Annotated in this window: 14 protein-coding genes, 1 pseudogene and 2 riboswitches; of the genes and pseudogenes, 9 read left to right on the forward strand and 6 right to left on the reverse strand. The window is 40.0% G+C overall.

What is annotated here, in order from left to right; genetic code table 11:
* Window positions 1-170: 170 nt before the first annotated feature.
* The 3 genes from H6H03_RS02210 to ctpB all read right to left on the reverse strand — a co-directional run bounded on the left by H6H03_RS02210 (window position 171) and on the right by ctpB (window position 4,996).
* On the reverse strand, window positions 171-2,156 hold the full coding sequence (locus tag H6H03_RS02210; RefSeq protein ID WP_190953492.1) for a putative bifunctional diguanylate cyclase/phosphodiesterase: 1,986 nt from the start codon (window positions 2,154-2,156) through the stop codon (window positions 171-173).
* Window positions 2,157-2,510: 354 nt separating this feature from the next.
* The gene (locus H6H03_RS02215) at window positions 2,511-3,479 is read right to left on the reverse strand and encodes a glycosyltransferase (protein WP_190953493.1); all 969 of its coding nucleotides are present in this window, start codon (window positions 3,477-3,479) and stop codon (window positions 2,511-2,513) included.
* A 173-nt stretch (window positions 3,480-3,652) separates the two neighbouring features.
* Window positions 3,653-4,996 carry a carboxyl-terminal processing protease CtpB gene (ctpB, locus tag H6H03_RS02220; protein WP_190953494.1) on the reverse strand — a complete coding sequence of 448 codons (1,344 nt, stop codon included), beginning with the start codon at window positions 4,994-4,996 and terminating at the stop codon, window positions 3,653-3,655.
* 310 nt (window positions 4,997-5,306) lie between these two features.
* Here ctpB and H6H03_RS02225 point away from each other — a divergent pair, with 310 nt between their 5' ends.
* The 4 genes and pseudogenes from H6H03_RS02225 to rnc all read left to right on the forward strand — a co-directional run bounded on the left by H6H03_RS02225 (window position 5,307) and on the right by rnc (window position 10,660).
* Window positions 5,307-6,023 (forward strand): YdcF family protein, encoded by a 717-nt coding sequence (locus H6H03_RS02225; protein WP_190953495.1) that lies wholly within the window; start codon window positions 5,307-5,309, stop codon window positions 6,021-6,023.
* 463 nt (window positions 6,024-6,486) lie between these two features.
* The gene (locus H6H03_RS02230) at window positions 6,487-9,189 is read left to right on the forward strand and encodes an MGH1-like glycoside hydrolase domain-containing protein (RefSeq protein ID WP_190953496.1); all 2,703 of its coding nucleotides are present in this window, start codon (window positions 6,487-6,489) and stop codon (window positions 9,187-9,189) included.
* A 310-nt stretch (window positions 9,190-9,499) separates the two neighbouring features.
* Window positions 9,500-9,862: pseudogene (locus H6H03_RS41110) on the forward strand (Swt1 family HEPN domain-containing protein); the annotation flags it as partial.
* Between the two features lie 114 nt (window positions 9,863-9,976).
* Window positions 9,977-10,660: a ribonuclease III gene (gene rnc / locus H6H03_RS40055; RefSeq protein ID WP_313931774.1), complete on the forward strand. Its 684-nt coding sequence runs from the start codon at window positions 9,977-9,979 to the stop codon at window positions 10,658-10,660.
* Between the two features lie 48 nt (window positions 10,661-10,708).
* Here the strand turns inward: rnc and H6H03_RS02240 are convergent, their stop codons facing one another.
* The 3 genes from H6H03_RS02240 to H6H03_RS02250 all read right to left on the reverse strand — a co-directional run bounded on the left by H6H03_RS02240 (window position 10,709) and on the right by H6H03_RS02250 (window position 12,737).
* Window positions 10,709-11,074, reverse strand: a complete 366-nt coding sequence (locus H6H03_RS02240) for an aspartyl protease (protein WP_190953498.1) — start codon at window positions 11,072-11,074, stop codon at window positions 10,709-10,711.
* 5 nt (window positions 11,075-11,079) lie between these two features.
* Window positions 11,080-11,460 carry a hypothetical protein gene (locus H6H03_RS02245; RefSeq protein ID WP_190953499.1) on the reverse strand — a complete coding sequence of 127 codons (381 nt, stop codon included), beginning with the start codon at window positions 11,458-11,460 and terminating at the stop codon, window positions 11,080-11,082.
* An 86-nt stretch (window positions 11,461-11,546) separates the two neighbouring features.
* Window positions 11,547-12,737: a sensor histidine kinase gene (locus H6H03_RS02250; protein ID WP_190953500.1), complete on the reverse strand. Its 1,191-nt coding sequence runs from the start codon at window positions 12,735-12,737 to the stop codon at window positions 11,547-11,549.
* Window positions 12,738-13,203: 466 nt separating this feature from the next.
* Window positions 13,204-13,472: riboswitch (cyclic di-AMP (ydaO/yuaA leader) on the forward strand.
* Window positions 13,473-13,569: 97 nt separating this feature from the next.
* On the opposite strand from H6H03_RS02250, the gene ntrB reads away from it, so the two are divergent.
* The 5 genes from ntrB to H6H03_RS02275 all read left to right on the forward strand — a co-directional run bounded on the left by ntrB (window position 13,570) and on the right by H6H03_RS02275 (window position 19,651).
* The gene (gene ntrB / locus H6H03_RS02255; protein ID WP_190953501.1) at window positions 13,570-14,421 is read left to right on the forward strand and encodes a nitrate ABC transporter permease; all 852 of its coding nucleotides are present in this window, start codon (window positions 13,570-13,572) and stop codon (window positions 14,419-14,421) included.
* A gap of 186 nt (window positions 14,422-14,607) precedes the next feature.
* Window positions 14,608-16,050, forward strand: coding sequence for an ABC transporter substrate-binding protein (locus H6H03_RS02260; protein ID WP_190953502.1), 1,443 nt, complete (start codon window positions 14,608-14,610; stop codon window positions 16,048-16,050).
* Between the two features lie 193 nt (window positions 16,051-16,243).
* Complete coding sequence (locus H6H03_RS02265; protein WP_190953564.1) at window positions 16,244-17,080, forward strand: ABC transporter ATP-binding protein; 837 nt, start codon at window positions 16,244-16,246, stop codon at window positions 17,078-17,080.
* A gap of 16 nt (window positions 17,081-17,096) precedes the next feature.
* Window positions 17,097-17,344: riboswitch (cyclic di-AMP (ydaO/yuaA leader) on the forward strand.
* A 237-nt stretch (window positions 17,345-17,581) separates the two neighbouring features.
* The gene (locus H6H03_RS02270; protein ID WP_190953565.1) at window positions 17,582-18,202 is read left to right on the forward strand and encodes a universal stress protein; all 621 of its coding nucleotides are present in this window, start codon (window positions 17,582-17,584) and stop codon (window positions 18,200-18,202) included.
* Window positions 18,203-18,313: 111 nt separating this feature from the next.
* Window positions 18,314-19,651: an ArsB/NhaD family transporter gene (locus H6H03_RS02275; RefSeq protein ID WP_190953503.1), complete on the forward strand. Its 1,338-nt coding sequence runs from the start codon at window positions 18,314-18,316 to the stop codon at window positions 19,649-19,651.
* The last annotated feature ends 50 nt before the right edge of the window (window positions 19,652-19,701 follow it).

The raw sequence follows: 19,701 nt of genomic DNA on the forward strand, positions 1-19,701 counted from the left end.
CCTTTTTCCAATTTAGCGAAAGTTGACAAGCATTGAACAACTTGAATTCACCTCTACCGCCCCCAAAACTTTTAAAGTTGACATCTTGTCTCAGTCAACCCTTTAACGTCCGAGCGATCGCAGTTTTTAAACCGCTTAAAAGTATACTTAACCTGAGCTTCCAAGATGCTTTACCACTGAGGGTTTGCCTTAATTAACGCCTCTGCCGCTGAACTATTCAATGGAACTGAGAAAAAATGTCCCTGGCCATATTCACAGTTCAATTTTCTCAGTAGTACTAGTTGCTCTTTAGTCTCTATTCCTTCAGCAAGCACATCCACACCTAGCTTGTGTGCCAATGTCACAAGTATTTCAACAATTTCTAAATCCCTACTCTTAGTGTTGATTGAACTGATAAAAGAACGGTCTATCTTCAACAGACTAATGGGGAAGTTATAAAGACGACCTAATGAAGAGTAGCCTGTACCAAAGTCATCAATTGATAACTGAACCCCCATTTCTCGAAGTTCTGAGAGTGCAGTAATTACGTGATCGCCATTTTCGACAATTACACTTTCAGTAATATCCAGCGCTAAACTGTCAGCATTCAGACCAGTGGATTCTAAAATTTGCCCAATCTGCTCAATCAAATCCGGCTGGTAAAATTGCTTCAACGAGAGATTTACACTGATTTTATTGAGCGAGTTGGAAGGATAGGACGTTCGCCAAGTTTGCATTTGGCTACAGGCTTCATTTAACACCCACTTGCCAATGGAGAAAATTAGTCCAGTTTCTTCGGCTATGGGAATAAAATCTGCTGGACTGAGCAAACCCCGCTCTGGATGCTCCCAGCGTAATAAAGCTTCAAAACCTAAAATAAAGCCACTAGTTAAAGAAACAATCGGTTGATAATAAACCCGTAACTCACTGCGCTCAATTGCCCGGCGTAAATCGGTTTCTAACTGCAATTTCGCCAGAGCATTAGCATACATATTTGAGTTGAATAGTTCATAACGCGCTCTACCGAGAATCTTAGCTCGATACATTGCTGTATCAGCATCTCTCAACACGTCTTCTGGTCGTTCATAATCTACTGTTGAACTCAAGGCAATGCCAATACTTGCTGTTGTAAAGATTTCTTTTCCGTCAAGCTCAAAGGGTAACTTTAGCTCCTGTTCAATGCGCTCAGCGACTTTGATAGCGTCTGACACATCTTGAATTCCCTCCAGCAAGATTGTAAATTCGTCTCCCCCAAGCCGTGCTGCTGTATCTATGGAGCGTACACATATTTCTAACCGACTTGCAATGGCAAGCAGAAATTGGTCACCTTTGTGGTGTCCAAGGCTGTCATTGATTAGTTTAAATCGATCTAGATCGATAAACAGTACAGCAAATAAATAATCTGGATGCCTTTTAGAATAATTAATCGCATGTCTTAAACGATTAATAAATGCAGCACGATTTGGCAGACCTGTCAATGCATCATGAAAAGCAAGGTGTAGCAGTTGCGACTGTGCTCGTTTACGCTCTGTAATTTCAGTCAGTAATTTCTGATTTGCTTTTACCAGTTCTGCTGTCCGTTCTGCTACGCGTATTTCTAACTCCTCATAAGCTTGGTGCAACATTTTTTGAGCTTGTTTGCGTTCAGTGATATTGCACAGCAGCCAACGCCAGCTAATTTGCTCCCGGTTTTCGTCGTACACCGCAGATAACCTAACACTAGCAGGGAAAGGTTTTCCCCCCCGTGGCTGTAGATTAATTTCCCAGTTGAGTAGCTGCTGCGAATTGTTCATGTGGTAGCTAAACAACTGCCGATCTTGTTGAGCAATAAAGAGAATTAATGGTTTACCCACTAGATACTTTTGGCGGACATGAAGCAAGGTTGCTGCTGCATGATTGGCTTCTTCGATTGTTCCTGCGGTATTAGTTATCAAGTAAGCATCTGGAGCGAACTCAAACAAATCTTGGTAACGCCGACGCTCTCTGTATAGTGCTGCTCGTGTTACCTCTAACTCTTGAGAGACTATTAATAGTTCTTCAACTGTGGTGTGGAGTTCTTCAAAAGCTTCTGTTATTATCTCTGGTTCCAACTTGGGCTCATTTGCACTGCGTTGCAGTAGTTCCTGTACTTGTGAGCGCAATTTTTCTATATGTTGGCTAAAGCCGTCTGCGTTCATGCGGCTCGATATGGCAAAACTATAAAGGATGAGGACGTTCTACGCTTTCCTTGAGTTTGGGGCTGTATTAAGCAGGTTAGCAGCAGTTAGTCATAACACCGGACAAATTCTAAATAAACAGAACAGAATATAACTTTGTTAATAATTGAATATTATGTTATTAACATTGTATCTGCTTTACCTAATTTTTAAAATATCTCTTAAGATACATTTTAGGAAAACAGTAACTTTAGTTAGATAAAATTTTCAGTTGCTACATTCGGGCTGACAAGAATGTTTGCTAATTGGTAGTAGATAATACTATGGATAGCCTACAACAGAATTAGAGCTATCTGAGCAAGCTTTTTAGCATTGTTACAACCGAGCAACGATCTTGGCATTTTCTGGGAGTTTGGCTTGTCTTTGTCCAGTTGCACGTGCCCTAGCTGTCAATAGACCAATGGGAGTATTTAATAAATCTACCAAAGTGGCTTTACCAGCGATCGCCTTACTAATATCTCTTGGTACTTCTTTTAATAACCAACGCGCCAAACGATAGCCGCACTCACCAAGTGTAATATCTCGCATTAAATCTATACCATGCAGTTCGTGTAAATAGCGATTGGAACGCCCATAACGCCGCCATTGACTTTGCAGTTCTAAAAGTGTGGTGCGGTGGCGATGCTGAACGATGGCATTGGGGGCAAATTCTAAACGCCCGATGTTTTCGGCCAAAATTCGCCAGCAAATGTCTGCATCGCCGCCGGTTGTCAGATGGGGACGAAATAGACCCGCTTTTTCTAAGGCGATGCGGCGAATTGCCAAATTAGCCGTTTGTCCATAGGGACGAAAGCGATGACCAAGAGTGTGTTTTTGTGACAGGGTTTCTTCACGGTCTGCGTGTTGTTCTAACAAAGTTTTGCCTGGTAGTGCCAAAATTTCCCCGGCAACAATTACCACTTCTAAGTTGACAAAAGGCTGAATTAATGCTTCTAGCCATTGTGGTTGGGGACGGCAATCTGCATCAGTAAAAGCTATGATTTCGCCAACAGCTGCACGAATTCCAGTGTTACGAGCAGCGTAGGAGCTTTGAATTTGATTTTCACTCAGCGGGCGAATTGTAATCGGGCAATTTTCGGCAGCTGTTTTGAGGGAGGTAAAAGTGCGATCGCTACTGTTATTATCTACTAATAAGTACTCTACTCGGTCTTTTGGGTAAGTTTGAGATAACAGACAATTGAGCAAATCTGGTAAATCTGCTTCACCGTTATAAATAGGAATAACCACCGATACCATTGGTAAAAAGCTGGTGGCGGTGGTTGCATCAACTGGCTGATAATTCATAAAATTAAAAATTTTAGAAATGGAACTACTAACTAGTATTCCCAATCTAAATCAGAACTCAGAATCCAGGTGTCAGAATTCAGGAGCAAAACCAGAAAAGCTTTGCCAAGGCGTCAAAACTAAACGCTTTTATTCATTCTGAATTCTGAATTCTGGCTTCTAACTTCTGAATTCTAAAATTTCAAATCCCCAGCGCGAACGCTCATGGGTTGATTAAGTTGATTGCTTGGTGGTTGGGCGAAGTTGCTACCTGATAAAATTGCGATCGCTCTGGCATATTGAGGATCGCTCTTAGTTCCGATTAAATCTGGATTAGAAGCCAACTGACGCTCTTGTGCCTCTGTCAAGTCTAGCTTGATATCTGGCGTAATTCCTTTATGGTTGATGTCTGTTCCTAAAGGTGTGTAGTAGTGAGCAATGGTGACTGCTAAGCCGGAACCATCCGCCAGTTCGTGAACTGATTGTACTAAGGCTTTACCAAAGGTTTGACCGCCAACAACTACAGCTCGCTTATTATCCTTGAGTGCGCCTGTGAGGATTTCGCTAGCACTGGCTGAATTGCCGTCTACTAATACTGCCAAGGGACGATTTGTTAAGGCAGTGCGATTGGCTTTAGTTTCCTCGCTGCTTCCCACACGGTCTACTGTCTTGACAATACCGCCATTATCCAACCACATCCGAGCAATTTCAATGCTGGCTTGTAATAAACCGCCAGGATTTCCCCGCAAATCTAACACATAAGAATCAACTTTCTGATTGTTTAAATCGCGGATGGCTCTTTGCATTTGCTCTGCGGCGTGGGCGCTAAATTCCCGCAAACGGATATAGCCAACGCGGCGATTTCCTTCTTGCCTGAGGGTATAACGTACTGTTGGTACTTCTATATTTGCCCTAGTCAGCTTCAGTTCAAAGGGATTTTGTCCTGTGCGTTTGAGCCTGAGGCTGATGGGAGTACCAGCTTTGCCACGAATTAGTTTGGAGGCGTCATCCACTTTCATTTTGAGAGTGGCTTTGCCATCAATGGCCAAAATTTCGTCGCCTGCTTTGATCCCAGCTTTCAGGGCTGGAGAATTATCTATGGCTTCGACAACAGTCAGACGCTGAGTTTTTTCGTTAACTTCCATGCGAATGCCGATACCAGACACTTCGCCGGAGGTTTGGCTAGTTAGGGCTTCAAACTGTTTGGGGTCCATGAACCGAGTGTAAGGATCTCCCAAGGTTTGTAAAGCTTCACGGATGGCAGCATAAGCTTCTTCACGAGAGGAATAGTCTTTACTCAACAAGCTTTGTCTAGTTGCTTGCCAATCTTGTTGATTAAATTTGCCATCAACATATTCATGATTCACCAGTTGCCAAACTTGGTCAACTATCGCTTTCGGGCTGTCCTGTAAACTTAGGGCTGCGCGTACACCGCGAGTCCAAGCGGAACCGAACACAGACATGGTAGCAGTCGTAGCGATCGCTCCACCAATCAAGGCTACTTGGAGCGGCGAGTAACTTTTCGCAGATTGGTTCATGTATATTAGCTGGAATAATTGTGTTGTTGACAGTTTAGCAATCAGGCTTTCTGAAAATTTTTAAGTTTTTATACCCCAAACTCAGCTATGCTTTCTAGATTCTTTGACATTGTAATTATGCCAAAAATAATGCATTAGTTATCAATAACGATTTCTGAGTTTGTTTGCCTTCTCCGGAAGGCTATACTGACGATGTGACACTTTGACCACCGTCATGTTTGTACTTTAGATTACTTTTATAAGATAGCACTTCCATCGCTCATTTGCGGTGTATTGGACACTCATGAAATCGGCTTTTTTGATATCACTCATGAAACACAAATCTATTATCAAATCATTAATTTACATTAAAAAGAGTTTGCTTAATCTGTGGCAATTGTTACAAAAACTAACTGTTGGATTGTACTTGGTTTTGGGTGCTTGGTTGATTTTTACTACTATAACCTTACTTTATGCTTCTTCGCAGCCAGTAGACACCTTTTTTGTCCTTGGTGGCAGTATTCGTCGAGAAACTTATGTTGTACAACAAGCAAAACAATATCCGCAAATTCCGATTTTAATTTCTCATGGCTCCCCAGATCCTTGTATATGGTTAATTTTTCAGCGGGAATTTGCAAGTTTAGAAAATGTTTGGTTAGAAAAGTGTGCAAATTCTACCTTTGAAAATTTTTATTATAGTATTCCTTTACTGCGAAAATGGCGCGTACATAAGGTAAAACTGATTACGTCCCCAACCCATTTACCAAGGGCTAAATGGATGGCGCAGATTCTCTTGGGCGCTCATGGGATTTGGGTAGAGCCAGAAATCGTTCAAGAGTCAGGTGTTCCTGGTAATCAGGAATCTTGGCTCAAAACTGGGCTAGATTTAACCCGCAGCTTATTTTGGGCAATTTTAAGTCAAATTATTCAACCACAATGCTCGAATGTTACCAGGCTTGCTGATGTGGATATACAAGCTTGGCAGAGTCGAGGTTTTAGTTGCGAACATCAAGGGGGAGTGGGGAGGTCAAGGGGTAGAGGAGAATAGGAGATGGGCAGATGCCTAGATTTCTAAGTTGTTAATTTTATTTTACATACTTATGATTTTATACGCTTACATCCATAGGTCTGTGTATTCAAATTCTTGATTGTTCGTATCATTAGGTAAGTTTCGGAATTGGTTGTTGAAGTTGGAAAATTTGGAATTTTTGACTAACGCGCCAAATAAGGTTGTAAATTTGCGTGAAAAAATTTTGCAATTGCCTAATCAAATCTTTTTAGACTTAAAAGTTGTTAACGTTTATGTGTAAGCAGTAATCTCCTGCTTAATTTATTTTTATATCTACGCATAAATTTATAAAAATTAATATATTTTTTTACTGAGTGTATCCTACATTTATTTAGAAATTTTCCTAGCAACTTTTAATCAAAACTTCAGCCCTGTTTTTGCTAAAAAGGTGATACTCCACATAGTAAATTAATTAAAGTGCAGATATGCACGGGATGGTATTATGACAACTCAGGAAGAAATTAGATTAGCAGAAGCTTTGGATCGCACAGTTCATTGGCGGAGATGGGGGCCATATTTGAGCGATCGCCAATGGGGGACAGTACGCGAAGATTATAGTCATAATGGTACTGCGTGGGATTATTTTACTCATGAGCAAGCCCGTTCTCGCGCCTATCGTTGGGGAGAAGATGGAATTGCTGGGATTTCGGATAATCATCAACGACTTTGTTTTGCGATCGCACTTTGGAATGGTGAAGATTCTATTCTCAAAGAAAGAATTTTTGGTCTAACAGGTAATGAAGGGAATCACGGCGAAGATGTCAAGGAATATTACTTTTATTTAGATAATACCCCCACCCATTCCTATATGAAAATGCTGTATAAATATCCACAAACAGCATTTCCCTACTCGCAATTAGTTACAGAAAATCAACGCCGCAGTCGCCAAGAACTAGAGTTTGAATTACTAGATACAGGCGTATTTGATGATGACCGCTACTTTGATGTTTTTGTAGAATATGCCAAACATTCCGCAGAAGATATTCTCATCCAAGTTAAAGTAGTTAATCGGGGAGTAGAAGCAAAGACACTCAATCTTTTACCTACTCTTTGGTTTCGCAATACTTGGTCTTGGAATGGGGATGATAACAAACCTATTTTAAAAGAAGTCAAATTAAATGATACTTGCAATACAATTGAGGCATCTCATCCCACCTTAGGAATGAGGTGGCTGTATTGTCAAGAAGCAACGGAGATTTTGTTTACAGAAAATGAAACAAATTACCAAAAGTTATTTGGTTATAGCAATGCATCTGCCTATGTAAAAGATGGTATTAATGATTATATTGTAGAAGGATTAAAAGAAGCTGTAAATCCAGAAAAAATAGGTACTAAAGCAGCTGCAAATTATATATTAAAAATTGGAGCAGGCGAAACTAAAATTGTGAAATTGCGACTCAGTGATACACCAAATTTAGTTGAGCCATTAGGCAAAGATTTTGATGTCATATTTGGTAAGCGGCAACACGAAGCAGACGAATTTTATCAACGAATTGCACCACATTCTCTGAGTGAAGATATGCGGAATGTGCAGCGACAAGCATTTGCCGGGATGTTGTGGAGCAAGCAATTTTATCATTACATTGTAGAGGATTGGTTGAAGGGCGATCGCAACGCACCACCGCCACCACCAGAACGCCAAAATGGCAGAAATCAAGAATGGTTTCATCTATATAATGAAGATATTCTTTCTATGCCTGATAAGTGGGAATATCCTTGGTATGCTGCTTGGGATTTAGCATTTCATACCATTCCTTTGGCAATGATTGACCCGGAATTTGCTAAGTATCAATTGGATGTTTTAACGCGGGAATGGTATATGCATCCTAATGGGCAAATTCCTGCTTATGAGTGGAAATTTAGTGATGTTAATCCGCCAGTTCATGCTTGGGCAACTTTGCGGATTTATCAGATTGAACAAAAAATTTATGGACGAACAGACCGACAGTTTTTAGAACGAGTCTTTCAAAAGCTGATGCTCAATTTTACCTGGTGGGTGAATCGGAAAGATACTAAAGGTAACAATGTTTTTCAAGGTGGATTTTTAGGATTAGATAATATTGGCGTATTTGACCGTAGTGCAGAACTTCCCACAGGTGGACACATCGACCAATCTGATGGTACAAGTTGGATGGGAATGTATTGTTTAAATATGTTGGCGATCGCGTTAGAATTAGCCAAGACTAATCCTGTTTATGAAGACATCGCCACCAAGTTTTTTGAGCATTTTCTATATATCGCTGATGCCATGAATAAAATTGGCGAAATGGAAGCTAGTTTATGGAACGAATCAGACGGTTTTTACTACGATGTACTGCATTTAAATGACCAGCAGATTACCTTAAAAGTCCGGTCAATAGTAGGATTAATTCCATTATTCGCCATTGAAACAATTGAACCAGAAACCTTAAAAATGCTTCCGGGTTTTAAAAAGCGTTTGGAATGGTTTATCCGCAACCGTCCTGACTTACGACAAAATGTAGCTTGCATGGAAACAAAGGGAATTGGTGCTAGGAGATTGCTGGCGATCGTTTCTAGAGATAAACTCAGAAGTATTCTCCAAAAAATGCTCGATGAAAGCGAGTTTTTTAGTCCCTACGGTATTCGCGCACTTTCCAGATTTCACGCTGAACATCCCTATATTTTTGATGTTAATGGTTGCCAATTTCGTGTAGATTATGAACCTGCTGAATCTAGTAGTGGTTTATTTGGTGGTAATTCTAACTGGCGCGGCCCTATTTGGTTTCCGGTAAATTTTTTACTAATTGAATCTCTACAAAAGTTTCATTCTTACTTAGGAGATGATTTTAAATTGGAATGTCCTACAGGTTCTGGTAATATAATGACACTTGGCGAAATTGCATCAGAATTATCTCAAAGGCTAACGAGAATTTTCTTAAAAGATTCGTCTGGGAAACGACCTGTTTATGGTGCAACGCAAAAGTTTCAAAATGACAGCCATTGGCAGGATTTGATTTTATTCTATGAGTATTTTCATGGTGATAACGGAGCCGGAATTGGAGCTAGTCACCAAACAGGATGGACAGGTTTAGTTGCTAAATTAATTCAGGAATGTGGGGAGCATAAAACACAATATTATAAGCCAAAAAATGATGAGGATAAAAAAGCGATCGCTTTAGCATAAAGCCTTGGCAAATGGAATTCGCGGTTATATAGCATTCCCCGTTATAGGTAAAGGTTAGGGGCACAAAGCTTTGCGCCCCTACAAATTTTTGTACCTCATTTGATTGGGAACCGCTATATAAACAAAGTTAGCCTACTTTGACTTTTAAATTCTTTGAATTCGCGCAGGCAGACTTGCTTTGTATAAGCGCGATTTCTATTCGCCAGTTATATTGAAAAAAACGAAGTAGTTAAGTTTGTAATTATTTTGATACATTTGAAATAAGTGATTTAAAATAAGTATCAATAATAAGCTAATTTAAAATACCTAGATGGCTATTAGCAATCACGAAAGAGTCAACAGAGCTTTAATTCTTCTACGTCAAGGGTTACACCCTTATTTAGAACAAGAAATGCGCTCAGCGCACAATGAACGCTGGCAGACAATAGCTAAATCTTGTTTATCAGATGACCAAAGTTCAAGGCGTAATTTAGAAGATATTCTACGTGAGGATATCTCTGCCTTATTAAAAATAATGATCAAGCAGTGGGATCAAGTTTTCAGAAGAAGATTAAGTGTTTCTGAACGCGCTCTTATTAGTGAACTCCTTGAAGTACGTAACAAATGGGCACACCAATCTCGTTTTTCTACAGATGACACATACCGCGCTCTTGATAGTATTGCTCGACTCCTCAAGGTTATTTCAGCATCAGAGGCAGATGTTGTAGAAAAACAAAAGCAAGAGGTTTTAGGAATGCTTTCTCCAGAGAAAGCTGAAGAAGCTCGTATTAAAGAGAAACTAGCCGAGATACACAAACTTCTAACATTTCGTGATGAAAAACTTCTACGCCGTGCGCTGACTCACCGTTCTTATGTTCATGAAAACCCAGGAGAAGGCGAACATAACGAACGCCTAGAATTTCTCGGTGATGCTTTGCTAAATTTCTTAAGTGGTGAATATCTCTATCGTCGTCACCCAGAAAAGGGAGAAGATGAATTAACGCGGCGGCGTTCTGCATTGGTAGATGAAAAGCAACTGGCAAAGTTCGCACAAGAGGTAGATTTAAACTTTAAAATGCGCTTAGGAAAAGGTGCTATTCAAGACGGAGGATACTATAATCCTAATTTACTTAGCAGCACATTTGAAGCTGTTCTTGGTGCTTATTATCTAGATAATAATTCAGATATTGAAGCAGTTCGCGCAATTATAGAACCACTGTTTGATTCTGTACCCGAAGAAATTGTTATTTCTCGCTCGAATGTAGACTCAAAAAATCGCTTTCAAGAATGGGTACAACGCAATGTTACCCAAACTCCTCCTAAATATCTCACAGTCCAAACTGGAGGTTTATCTCACGCACCAGAATTTGTAGCCAAAGTACTTGTAGGTGAAAAAATCTACGGCGAAGGTAAGGGACGTAATAAAAAAGATGCTGAAAAAGCTGCTGCTGAAGATGCGCTAGCTAAGTTGAAAAAACAAGGGTTGATGTAGATGTTTTGGCCTAAAATCTCAGGGCGCAAGTCCCTAATTTCTAACTAATTATCCTAAAGTTAGTACATCTTGAGGAAAATCAACTACTAATCTTCTGGTAAAAAGCCAAGGTAAACCAAGAAGTACTTCAGCAATTTCATCTCCTGCAATTACAGGAATATTAAATTCTTGAGTATCTAAACTAACTGTACCAGTGTAGATATCAAAATGGGTTTCTCCTTGTGCAGTTAAACGTGTTTCTTCACTCTCCACAAGCTCCCATCCCAAAGAGAGAGCATCTTGGGTATTAATTGCTAACCAGTCGGTAAAACCAGTATCGAATAATGCATCGACTGTGATAATTAACCCGTCAGATGCTACGAAATCAATTTCAAAAATCAACTCGCCTTGGCCGCTAAATTTTCCTTCAATCAAGTTTTTTAACGATGCTCCTGTGAAATTAATTGAAAGGTACAAATTAGCCTAGAAGGATGTTTTTGTTTCGCTTGCTGCTGGGCTAAAGCTTTATTAGCGTTGATAAAATAATCGCCGCTATCCGATTCGATCGCAATATACCAACTAGAATAATTGTTACCTAATTCAGTACACAAGCGCTCGTATATTTGACGCGCTCTTTTCACATATCCTGGGTTAGCTAATTTTGGTGATAATTGATTTGTATATTGCCTAATTCCAACGAAAGGACGAACAAGTTGGTAATTTTCTCTAGGGTAGTGTTGATTTTTAACAGCAAAAGATTCTTTTGGAAGTGATGAATTTTTATTTTCTGCTGGTAAATTTTGGTTGGAAAGATTGCTCATAGTTAATCTTGTTTTCAGAGCTTATCGCTATTTGATTATATAGTGTGTAGCAACATTAGGATGGCTATGCTGTTCCAGAAAATCTCTCATATTTCCAATTCCAATGGCAAAATTACGGTGAAAGTTGAACCAACCCCCACTTCAGAAACTAAGTTAATTTCACCTTGTAATAGTTTTACTAACCGCCAAACTATTGCCAATCCTAATCCTGTACTATCAGGAAGGTAAGGACGATCGCCAGCACTGACGCGAAAATAGGGTTCAAATATCTGGCCTTGGTCTTCTGGTGCAATGCCAATTCCAGTGTCAGAAACTGCGATCGCCCATCTCTGTTTTTCCAACACTTGACACATTACAATAATAGTCCCAGACTCTGTATAACGAATCGCATTACTAATAAGATTTGTAACAATCTGTTGTAATTGAAATGAGTCTGTAATTAATTCTTGAGGAGCGCGATCGCAATCTACTACAATTTGTAAGTTTTTCTCCACAGCTAAAGGTTCCAACATTTCATACACATTATTAATGAGTTCCGGCACGTTGGTGGGTGCTAGTTGGAGTTTTATCTGTCCGGCATCATACCGCGAAAGTTCCAGTACATCATTAATTAAGTGGAGTAATTGCCTACCATTGCGTAGTACCCGCTCAATATGTTCTAAATTAGTATAGTTGTCTTTTACCTTGGACTTTCTTCGTTGTTGGCGTAAAAATAAATCCGAGTAACCAATAATTGAAGTTAGAGGATGTTTTAATTCGTGAGCTAGTTGGGAAATATACTCTTGATTGGCGCTAATTAACCGTGTCAATTCCTGATTGTGCAGCGTTAATGATGTTTGTAACTGCCTTAACTCTCGCAAACGTTCTTCAAGATAACTCTTAAAACACCGAGCGATCGCTTCATCTACAATAGCGTCAATCAAACGCATAGAACGAATTATCTCTGCGGGTGTTCCTTTCAATAAGTCTGCGTGAATAGTGTCAAATATTACTGTTCTTAATAAATGATATTCTCTGGCAATTTCTGTTGCATCAAAACCTTGTTCGGCTCGAATTGCCCCATGTTCAAAACTGGCAACAATTATCGACTGAATATCATTATCCTCAGATTTTGAAAGTACCGTTACCATTGCTTTCAAAACATTCGGAATATGATTTTTGATGGCTGTATAAGATAAATCATCAGCACTTTCAATCCGCTGATCTTTGCGAACTGCTCTTACCCACTTATCTAGGATGGTATCAGTTTTTTCAGCCAGGAATTGACTAAAATCCATTATGTTAAATTCAGCGACGAGAGAGATGAGTAAATTTCCACATGCAAATAGTTTATCCACTAGAGCGGTGTTTTACCAAAAAAACTTCCAAAATTCACCTATCAAAAGTAATAAATTTCATCTATCGTCGCGTCGGCTAGCAAAAACTTGACGTATCGGTCGAAAAACTTCAGTATATAAAATTTTATGTATAATATATATTATCTTCATTAATAAAAATCTAGCAGTTAACAAAGTTGAACTTGACTAGATTACTGCTGTTTTACGGACTATACAGTGATTTTAATTCTAAAATAACTAAATTCATCAAAAAATATCATATTTATTGATTGAGTAAAAACAAGGACAACAACTTAATTTAAGTATTAAAATAAACAATATTTTTCATAAGAGAGATGATTTTTACTGAGCGTTAATGTTATACTCTTCACGTTGATGTTGTATTGTGCATAATTTCGTACCTATTAGAGTAAGTCAGCCTAATCCAGCGCATCAAAGTGCTTAACGCTGGAGCGGAGGAACCAAATTGTGGGGCGTATCTTGGAGAAAGTTATGAGTTATGAGTTATGAGTTATGAGTTATGAGTTATGAGTTATGAGTTTTTAATTAACTCCTCACTCCTCACTCCCAACTCCTCACTTTTTACTCCTCACTCCCAACTAACAACTTTCTTCAGAGGGGCATCTCTCAGCCCTAGCCCGTCAGCTAACTTCGTAGGCATTGAGAAGAGACTGAAGAGACGGCATTTTCATAATGTTCCGATCTCATCAGTGTCCGAGGCTGGTACTGCTCGATTTCTTGTACCTGCACTTAACCCTGTTGAGGTTCCATAATGATCTTTCAATTAAATTTAGCAGCGATCGCGGCGATCGCTGGACAAACTGCTTGGAAAAAGACAAAACCCGTCATCAGTAAAGATGTCTTCTTTTTACCTGTTTTGGGTTTTTTGGGAATAATTGTGCTGTGGTGGATTGTTGCACTTGCCAATCATGAATTAATGCCCACCCCACCAGAAGCACTATCAGCTAATTTGGACTACATCTTAAATCCCTTCTACCAACGGGGCCCAGGCAACTTAGGAATTGGTTGGTTATTAATAGCAAGTCTGCGAAGAGTAATACTAGGCTTTTTACTAGGTGCGATAGTAGCCATACCTCTAGGGTTTCTCATTGGCATGTCTAGACCGGCAATGCTAGCCCTCAATCCCATCATTCAAATTTTTAAACCCGTATCGCCTTTAGCTTGGTTACCCATCGCTTTAGCTATCTTCAACTTAGCAGATCCTTCAGCGATTTTTGTCATCTTTATTACTTCCTTGTGGCCGACAATTATTAACACCGCCTTAGGAGTTTCTAGCGTTCCCAAAGATTACTTAAATGTGGCACGAGTATTAGAAATGCCACGTTGGCGGCAGATTATAAAAATCATTTGGCCTGCAAGTTTGCCCTATATTTTTACAGGTTTGCGAATTAGTTTAGGTATAGCTTGGCTAGTAATCGTTGCCGTAGAAATGCTCACAGGTGGTATTGGTATCGGCTTTTTCGTCTGGGACGAATGGAGTCGCTTAAACCTGAGTTCAGTTTTTCTAGCCGTATTAGTAATTGGCGTAACCGGATTAATTCTTGATTACGGCGTCGGTAAAATTCAAGAAATAGTAACTCGCCGCCCCACACCTTCCAACTAAGTTAAACCGAATTTTAGATTTTAAATTTTAGATTTTGGATTGAATAATTCCAAATCCAAAATTTAATCATGTTTGCTCGTGCAGCGTCTAGTAGAGTTGCTGATGAATTTCTACTCACTGCGGGAAAAACAAGCTACATAGAACAAATCTAAAATCCAAAATTGAGTCACCAACGGAGCCACAAAAATGAGTGACTATAACTACACTCGACGAGACTTTATCAAAGGAATAGGAGCAACCACAGCCGGAATTGCCCTCTCTTCCTGTGGAATTTCTGGAGATAGATCCGCCAAAGGATTAACAGAAGAAGCCTTATCGGTGCAACCGATAGTTAAATCTAGCGATTTAGAAAAACCCGATCTTACCGTTGGATACGTTCCCGTTAATGATTGTGCGCCATTTGCGATCGCCTGGAAAAAAGGCTTCTTCCGCAAATATGGTTTAAACGTCACCCTCAACCGCGAAGCCAGTTGGGCCACCTCCCGCGACGGCATCATTTTTGGCCGCTTGGATGCTTCACCTGTAGTATCCGGCGCCGTTACCAACGCCAGAATTGGTGCCGAAGGCGCACGCCACGCCCCCTTGTGTGCGGCCATGACCATTCACCGCCACGGTAACGCCATGACCATGAACAAAGCCATGTGGGATTTTGGGCTGCGTCCCTGGTACGAGTATCAACAAAAATATGGCGATGGTGCCCTAGAAGCCTTTGGCAAAGATTTTCGAGGCTACTTTGATAGCCAACCACCAGAACGCAAAGTTTGGGCAGTTGTTCTGAGTTCCGCCATTTACGAATACTTTGTTCGTTACATATCCGCCGCTGCCGGTGTCGATCCTCTCAAAGAATTTCGCGTCATCATCGTTCCGCCACCCCAAATGGTGACCAACGTGCGAATTGGCGCCATGCAAGCTTATATGGTTGCAGAACCCTGGAACACCAGAGCAATTACAGGAAACGAAAACATCGGCTTTACCTTCGCCCAAGGCAAAGAAGTCTGGCTTGGACACCCAGACCGACTTTTGGGGGTAATGGAATCTTTCATCGAGAAATATCCTAAAACCTATCGTTCCCTCGTCAAAGCAATGATTGAAGCTTGCCAGTATTGCAGCAAAGCCGAAAATCGCCAAGAAGTTGCCGAACTGCTGACAGACCGTTCCTTTACAGGTGCAAGACCGAAAAATAAAAATGCCCCAATTGCCAAGTTTACCAGTCCGGCAATTGTTGGTAACTACAACTATGGTGGCTTTGATGGCAAAGACCGCACTATTCAAGCCGCTGACACCACAATTTTCTACGATATTCCAGACAATCTTCCCAAACAGCCAGCAGAACACTCGACATTTTTATGGAGATCTAGAAGTATTTGGTTGATGACTCAAGCAGCAAGGTGGGGACAAATCAAAGCATTTCCTAAAGATGCCGACAAACTAGCCGAAAGAGGTTGGAGAACGGATTTATATCGCGAGATAGCAACCGAAATGGGCATAAAATGTCCTAAGGATGATTACAAAGTCGAACCGCCAGAAGTATTTATAGATAAGAAAGGCTTTGATCCCAGCGATCCAGTGGGCTATCTGAATAGTTTTGCTATCAGGGCTAATGCTCCCACTAGTTTTTTCATGTCTTAAATACCAAGTTCAAATATTGACCGCAGGAATTTTAGATTTTGGATTTTAGATTTTAGGTGCAAACCGCGCCCCTTGTGACCAGAAGAAATATAAAATCTTCACCAACCCAGTACCCCTTTGCTCATAATCAATCCAAAATCCAAAATTCAAAATCCAAAATTGACTGACTAAATTATTGCTGGAGCATTTGATGATGGAATCTACCTCATTACCTATTGATACCCAAACCCAAGTTATGTCCCGTTCTGGATTTTTAGAAATTGAAAATTTAGTCAAGTCTTATCCGACACCAGATAAAGATAATTTTGTTGTTTTAGATGGAGTTAATCTAACAATTGGTGAAGATGAATATATTTCTGTAATTGGTCACTCTGGTTGTGGAAAATCGACGCTACTGAAGATTATCGGTGGTTTAGAAAAAGCAACTTCTGGCTCAGTACGCTTGGATGGAAAAGAAATCCGCAAGCCTGGAGCAGAGAGGATGATGGTGTTTCAAAATTACGCATTGTTACCTTGGTTAACAGTGCGAGAAAATATCCGTTTAGCCGTGGATGAAGTGTTAAAAAATGCTAATAGATCTGAAAAAATTAGCATTGTAAACGAACACTTGTCAATGGTAAACTTAACGGCGGCGGCTGATAAGTATCCTGATGAACTTTCTGGAGGTATGAAACAACGCGTAGGTATTGCCAGAGCTTTAGCAATTCGTCCTAAAATGTTATTAATGGATGAACCTTTTGGGGCGCTAGATGCGCTTACTCGTGGTAAATTGCAGCGGCAAGTATTGGATATTTGGGAGAGTCATCGACAAGCAGTGATGATGATTACCCACGATGTAGACGAAGCAATTTACATGTCCGATCGCATCGTATTAATGACCAACGGGCCAGCAGCTAATATCGGTGAGATATTAGAAGTTCCTTTTGAACACCCACGCGATCGCGCTGCCATGCGAAACTCAAAAGAATATTTTGAACTCCGCAACCACGCCCTCAATTTCCTAGATCGATATTTCACGCAAGACGAGTAAAGTAGATTATCATTTTTTTAGCGGGTAGCCTAATTCAAATTCATGAAAGCTGGATTTGAAGCGGAGGAACCATATCATGGGGCTAATCTCATACAAACTGAGGAGTTAAGAGTCAAGAGTTAAGAGTTAAGAGTTAGGAGTTAAGAGTTAAGAATTATTAATATTAACTCAGCAATCAGCACTCAACACTCAGTACTACCAAGAGAGAGACACCTTCCAGTCTTAGCCCGTCAGCTAACTCCGTAGGCAATGGAAGGAACCCCCAACACTTTGGCTGTAATACAGTTGTTATTGGGGTTTCCTCTACCGATTGTAAATTTTAGATTTTCGATTTTAGATTGCGATTTTTGCAGAACAATCTAAAATCGTTCGACTGAGCGACTTGTACCGAGCGAAGTCGAGGTAAGCCGAAGTCCAAAATCCAAAATCCAAAATTGGTCGCCCTGCTTCTCATTGCTAGTTTATTTAATTTGGAGAAGTAAAGCTGTGAAAATTAAGCCAATGTTAGCACGTCTGCAAAGTGCCATAGGTCGAGATGACTTAATTGAACAAATGGTATTGTTGCCAGAACCCAAAAATCCATTTTCTCAACAATGTGCCACAGCAAATTCTGTTAACTTAATTGTTGCCTATGATGCTTCTCCGAATAGTCATACGGCGTTGGATCTTGCCTTTTGGATTGCCCATCAAACACGTCTAGCAACCAATACAGAAGTTACAGTCCAAGCTGTTTATGTGTTAGAAGATCGTGAAAGCAGCCACTATCCAAATATTTTGAATTTTCCCATACAGCAACCTTCATTGGAATGCCAGATTAGTGAAATATCAAAATCCCCCACACTTGTTTTAACTCAACCAAAATTGCACACAGCCGTCACTCCCTTGCAAGAAGCCGATAGAATTCTTTGGCAAGCACGAAGTTTGGCTGAAGAATGGCAAGGTTGTTTCAAATCTCATTTGCGGTTTGGTTCCATTTCCACAGAACTTAAAAAAGTTGTGGAATTAGAAACAGCCGATATCCTGTTTGTTGGTTGTAAATCTGTCAATCATCCCATGATTGAAGCACTAGATTCTGATTTTCCCTGCGCTGTTTTAGGCATTCCTAGCTGTATTGAGGAATAATCGCTATTCAGAATTTCAATAACTATATCAAATTGTAATCTTAGATAAGTCACCTAGATTTAGGTGGCTTTTTCGCTACTATCCAATCAATTAAACTGCGGGAGTTAAGGTGTGGAAAACTGGCAAGCCATCCTCAGTGTGGTTACATTTATTGGTGTCATCATTTTAGTGATGACAGAATGGGTACATCTCACCATTGCTGCATTATTAGGAGCATTATTATTAGTTTTTAGCAACATTATGACCTTAGAACAAGCTGTTGGTTACATCGGCAACAGTCATGGAACACTCGGTTTATTCTTTGGAGTTATGGTGTTAGTACGGGCTTTTGAGCCTACCAAAATATTTGAATATTTAGCTACTCAAATAGTCCTCCTTGCCAAAGGAGAAGGCAAGCGTTTATTACTTGGTATAGTGGCTATTGTCACACCAATTTGTGCTGTTTTGCCGAATGCCACAACAGTCATGTTGTTAGCACCTTTAATTCCACCAATGGCGCAGGAAGTTGGGATAAATTTCGTACCTTTATTAATTTTAATGGTATTTATTGCTAATAGTGCCGGACTGCTGACTTTAGTTGGCGACCCCGCTACCTTTATTGTTGGGGATGCAGTGAATATTAGTTTTACTGACTATTTATTAAAGTTGAGTTTAGGAGGAGTAATTGCTGTTGCCACAGTAATTGCAACACTACCATTTTTATTTCGTAAAATTTGGAATACCAAACTAGATAATCTCGAAGAATTGCCACATCCGCAAATTAATCATCCACGAGCTTTAACTGTGGGTGCAATTATTGTCATTTTTGTGCTGGTATTTTTTGTGATTGGGGAATCTCTTCCAGTTCCCATCTCTCCCGCTGCTGTGGCTTTGTTAGGAGGAGCTTTAGCTTTGCTGTTATCTCATCATAGCAAAATTGATTCAGTTAATAATATCTTACGTGATGTAGATTGGAGTACATTAATATTTTTTATGAGTATTTTTGTGCTAATAGGAGGGCTGGAAAAAACAGGTGTAATCAATGGTTTATCAGGAGTATTAGCCGCTATTTTAGGGAAAAATATTATTTTAGGTTCGCTAGTTTTGTTATTTGTTGTAGGTATATTATCTAGCTTAGTGCCCAATATTCCTTTAGTGGTGGCGATGGTGCCTTTACTCAAACAGTATCTTGTCACTGTTGGTTTAGCACCGCCAGAAGTTCTAGCGCAAGATTTTCAAGGACAGTTTCCCCCAGAAGTTTTACCACTGTTTTATGCAATGATGTTTGGTGCAACTTTGGGAGGTAATGGCACATTAGTGGGAGCATCATCTAATATCGTAGCTGCCGGGATTTCTGAGCAACATGGAAAGCGAATATCGTTTAAAACTTTTTTGCACTACGGTATTCCAGTGATGTTATTGCAATTAGTAACTTCGGCTTTTTATGTGTTATTTCGCTTTTTGCTGTAGCAAAATTCAGAAGTCAGAATTCAGTTTTATTACAACGAATGTAGAGACGT

The organism is Nostoc paludosum FACHB-159, from assembly GCF_014698835.1.
Classification (GTDB): Bacteria; Cyanobacteriota; Cyanobacteriia; order Cyanobacteriales; family Nostocaceae; genus Nostoc; species Nostoc paludosum.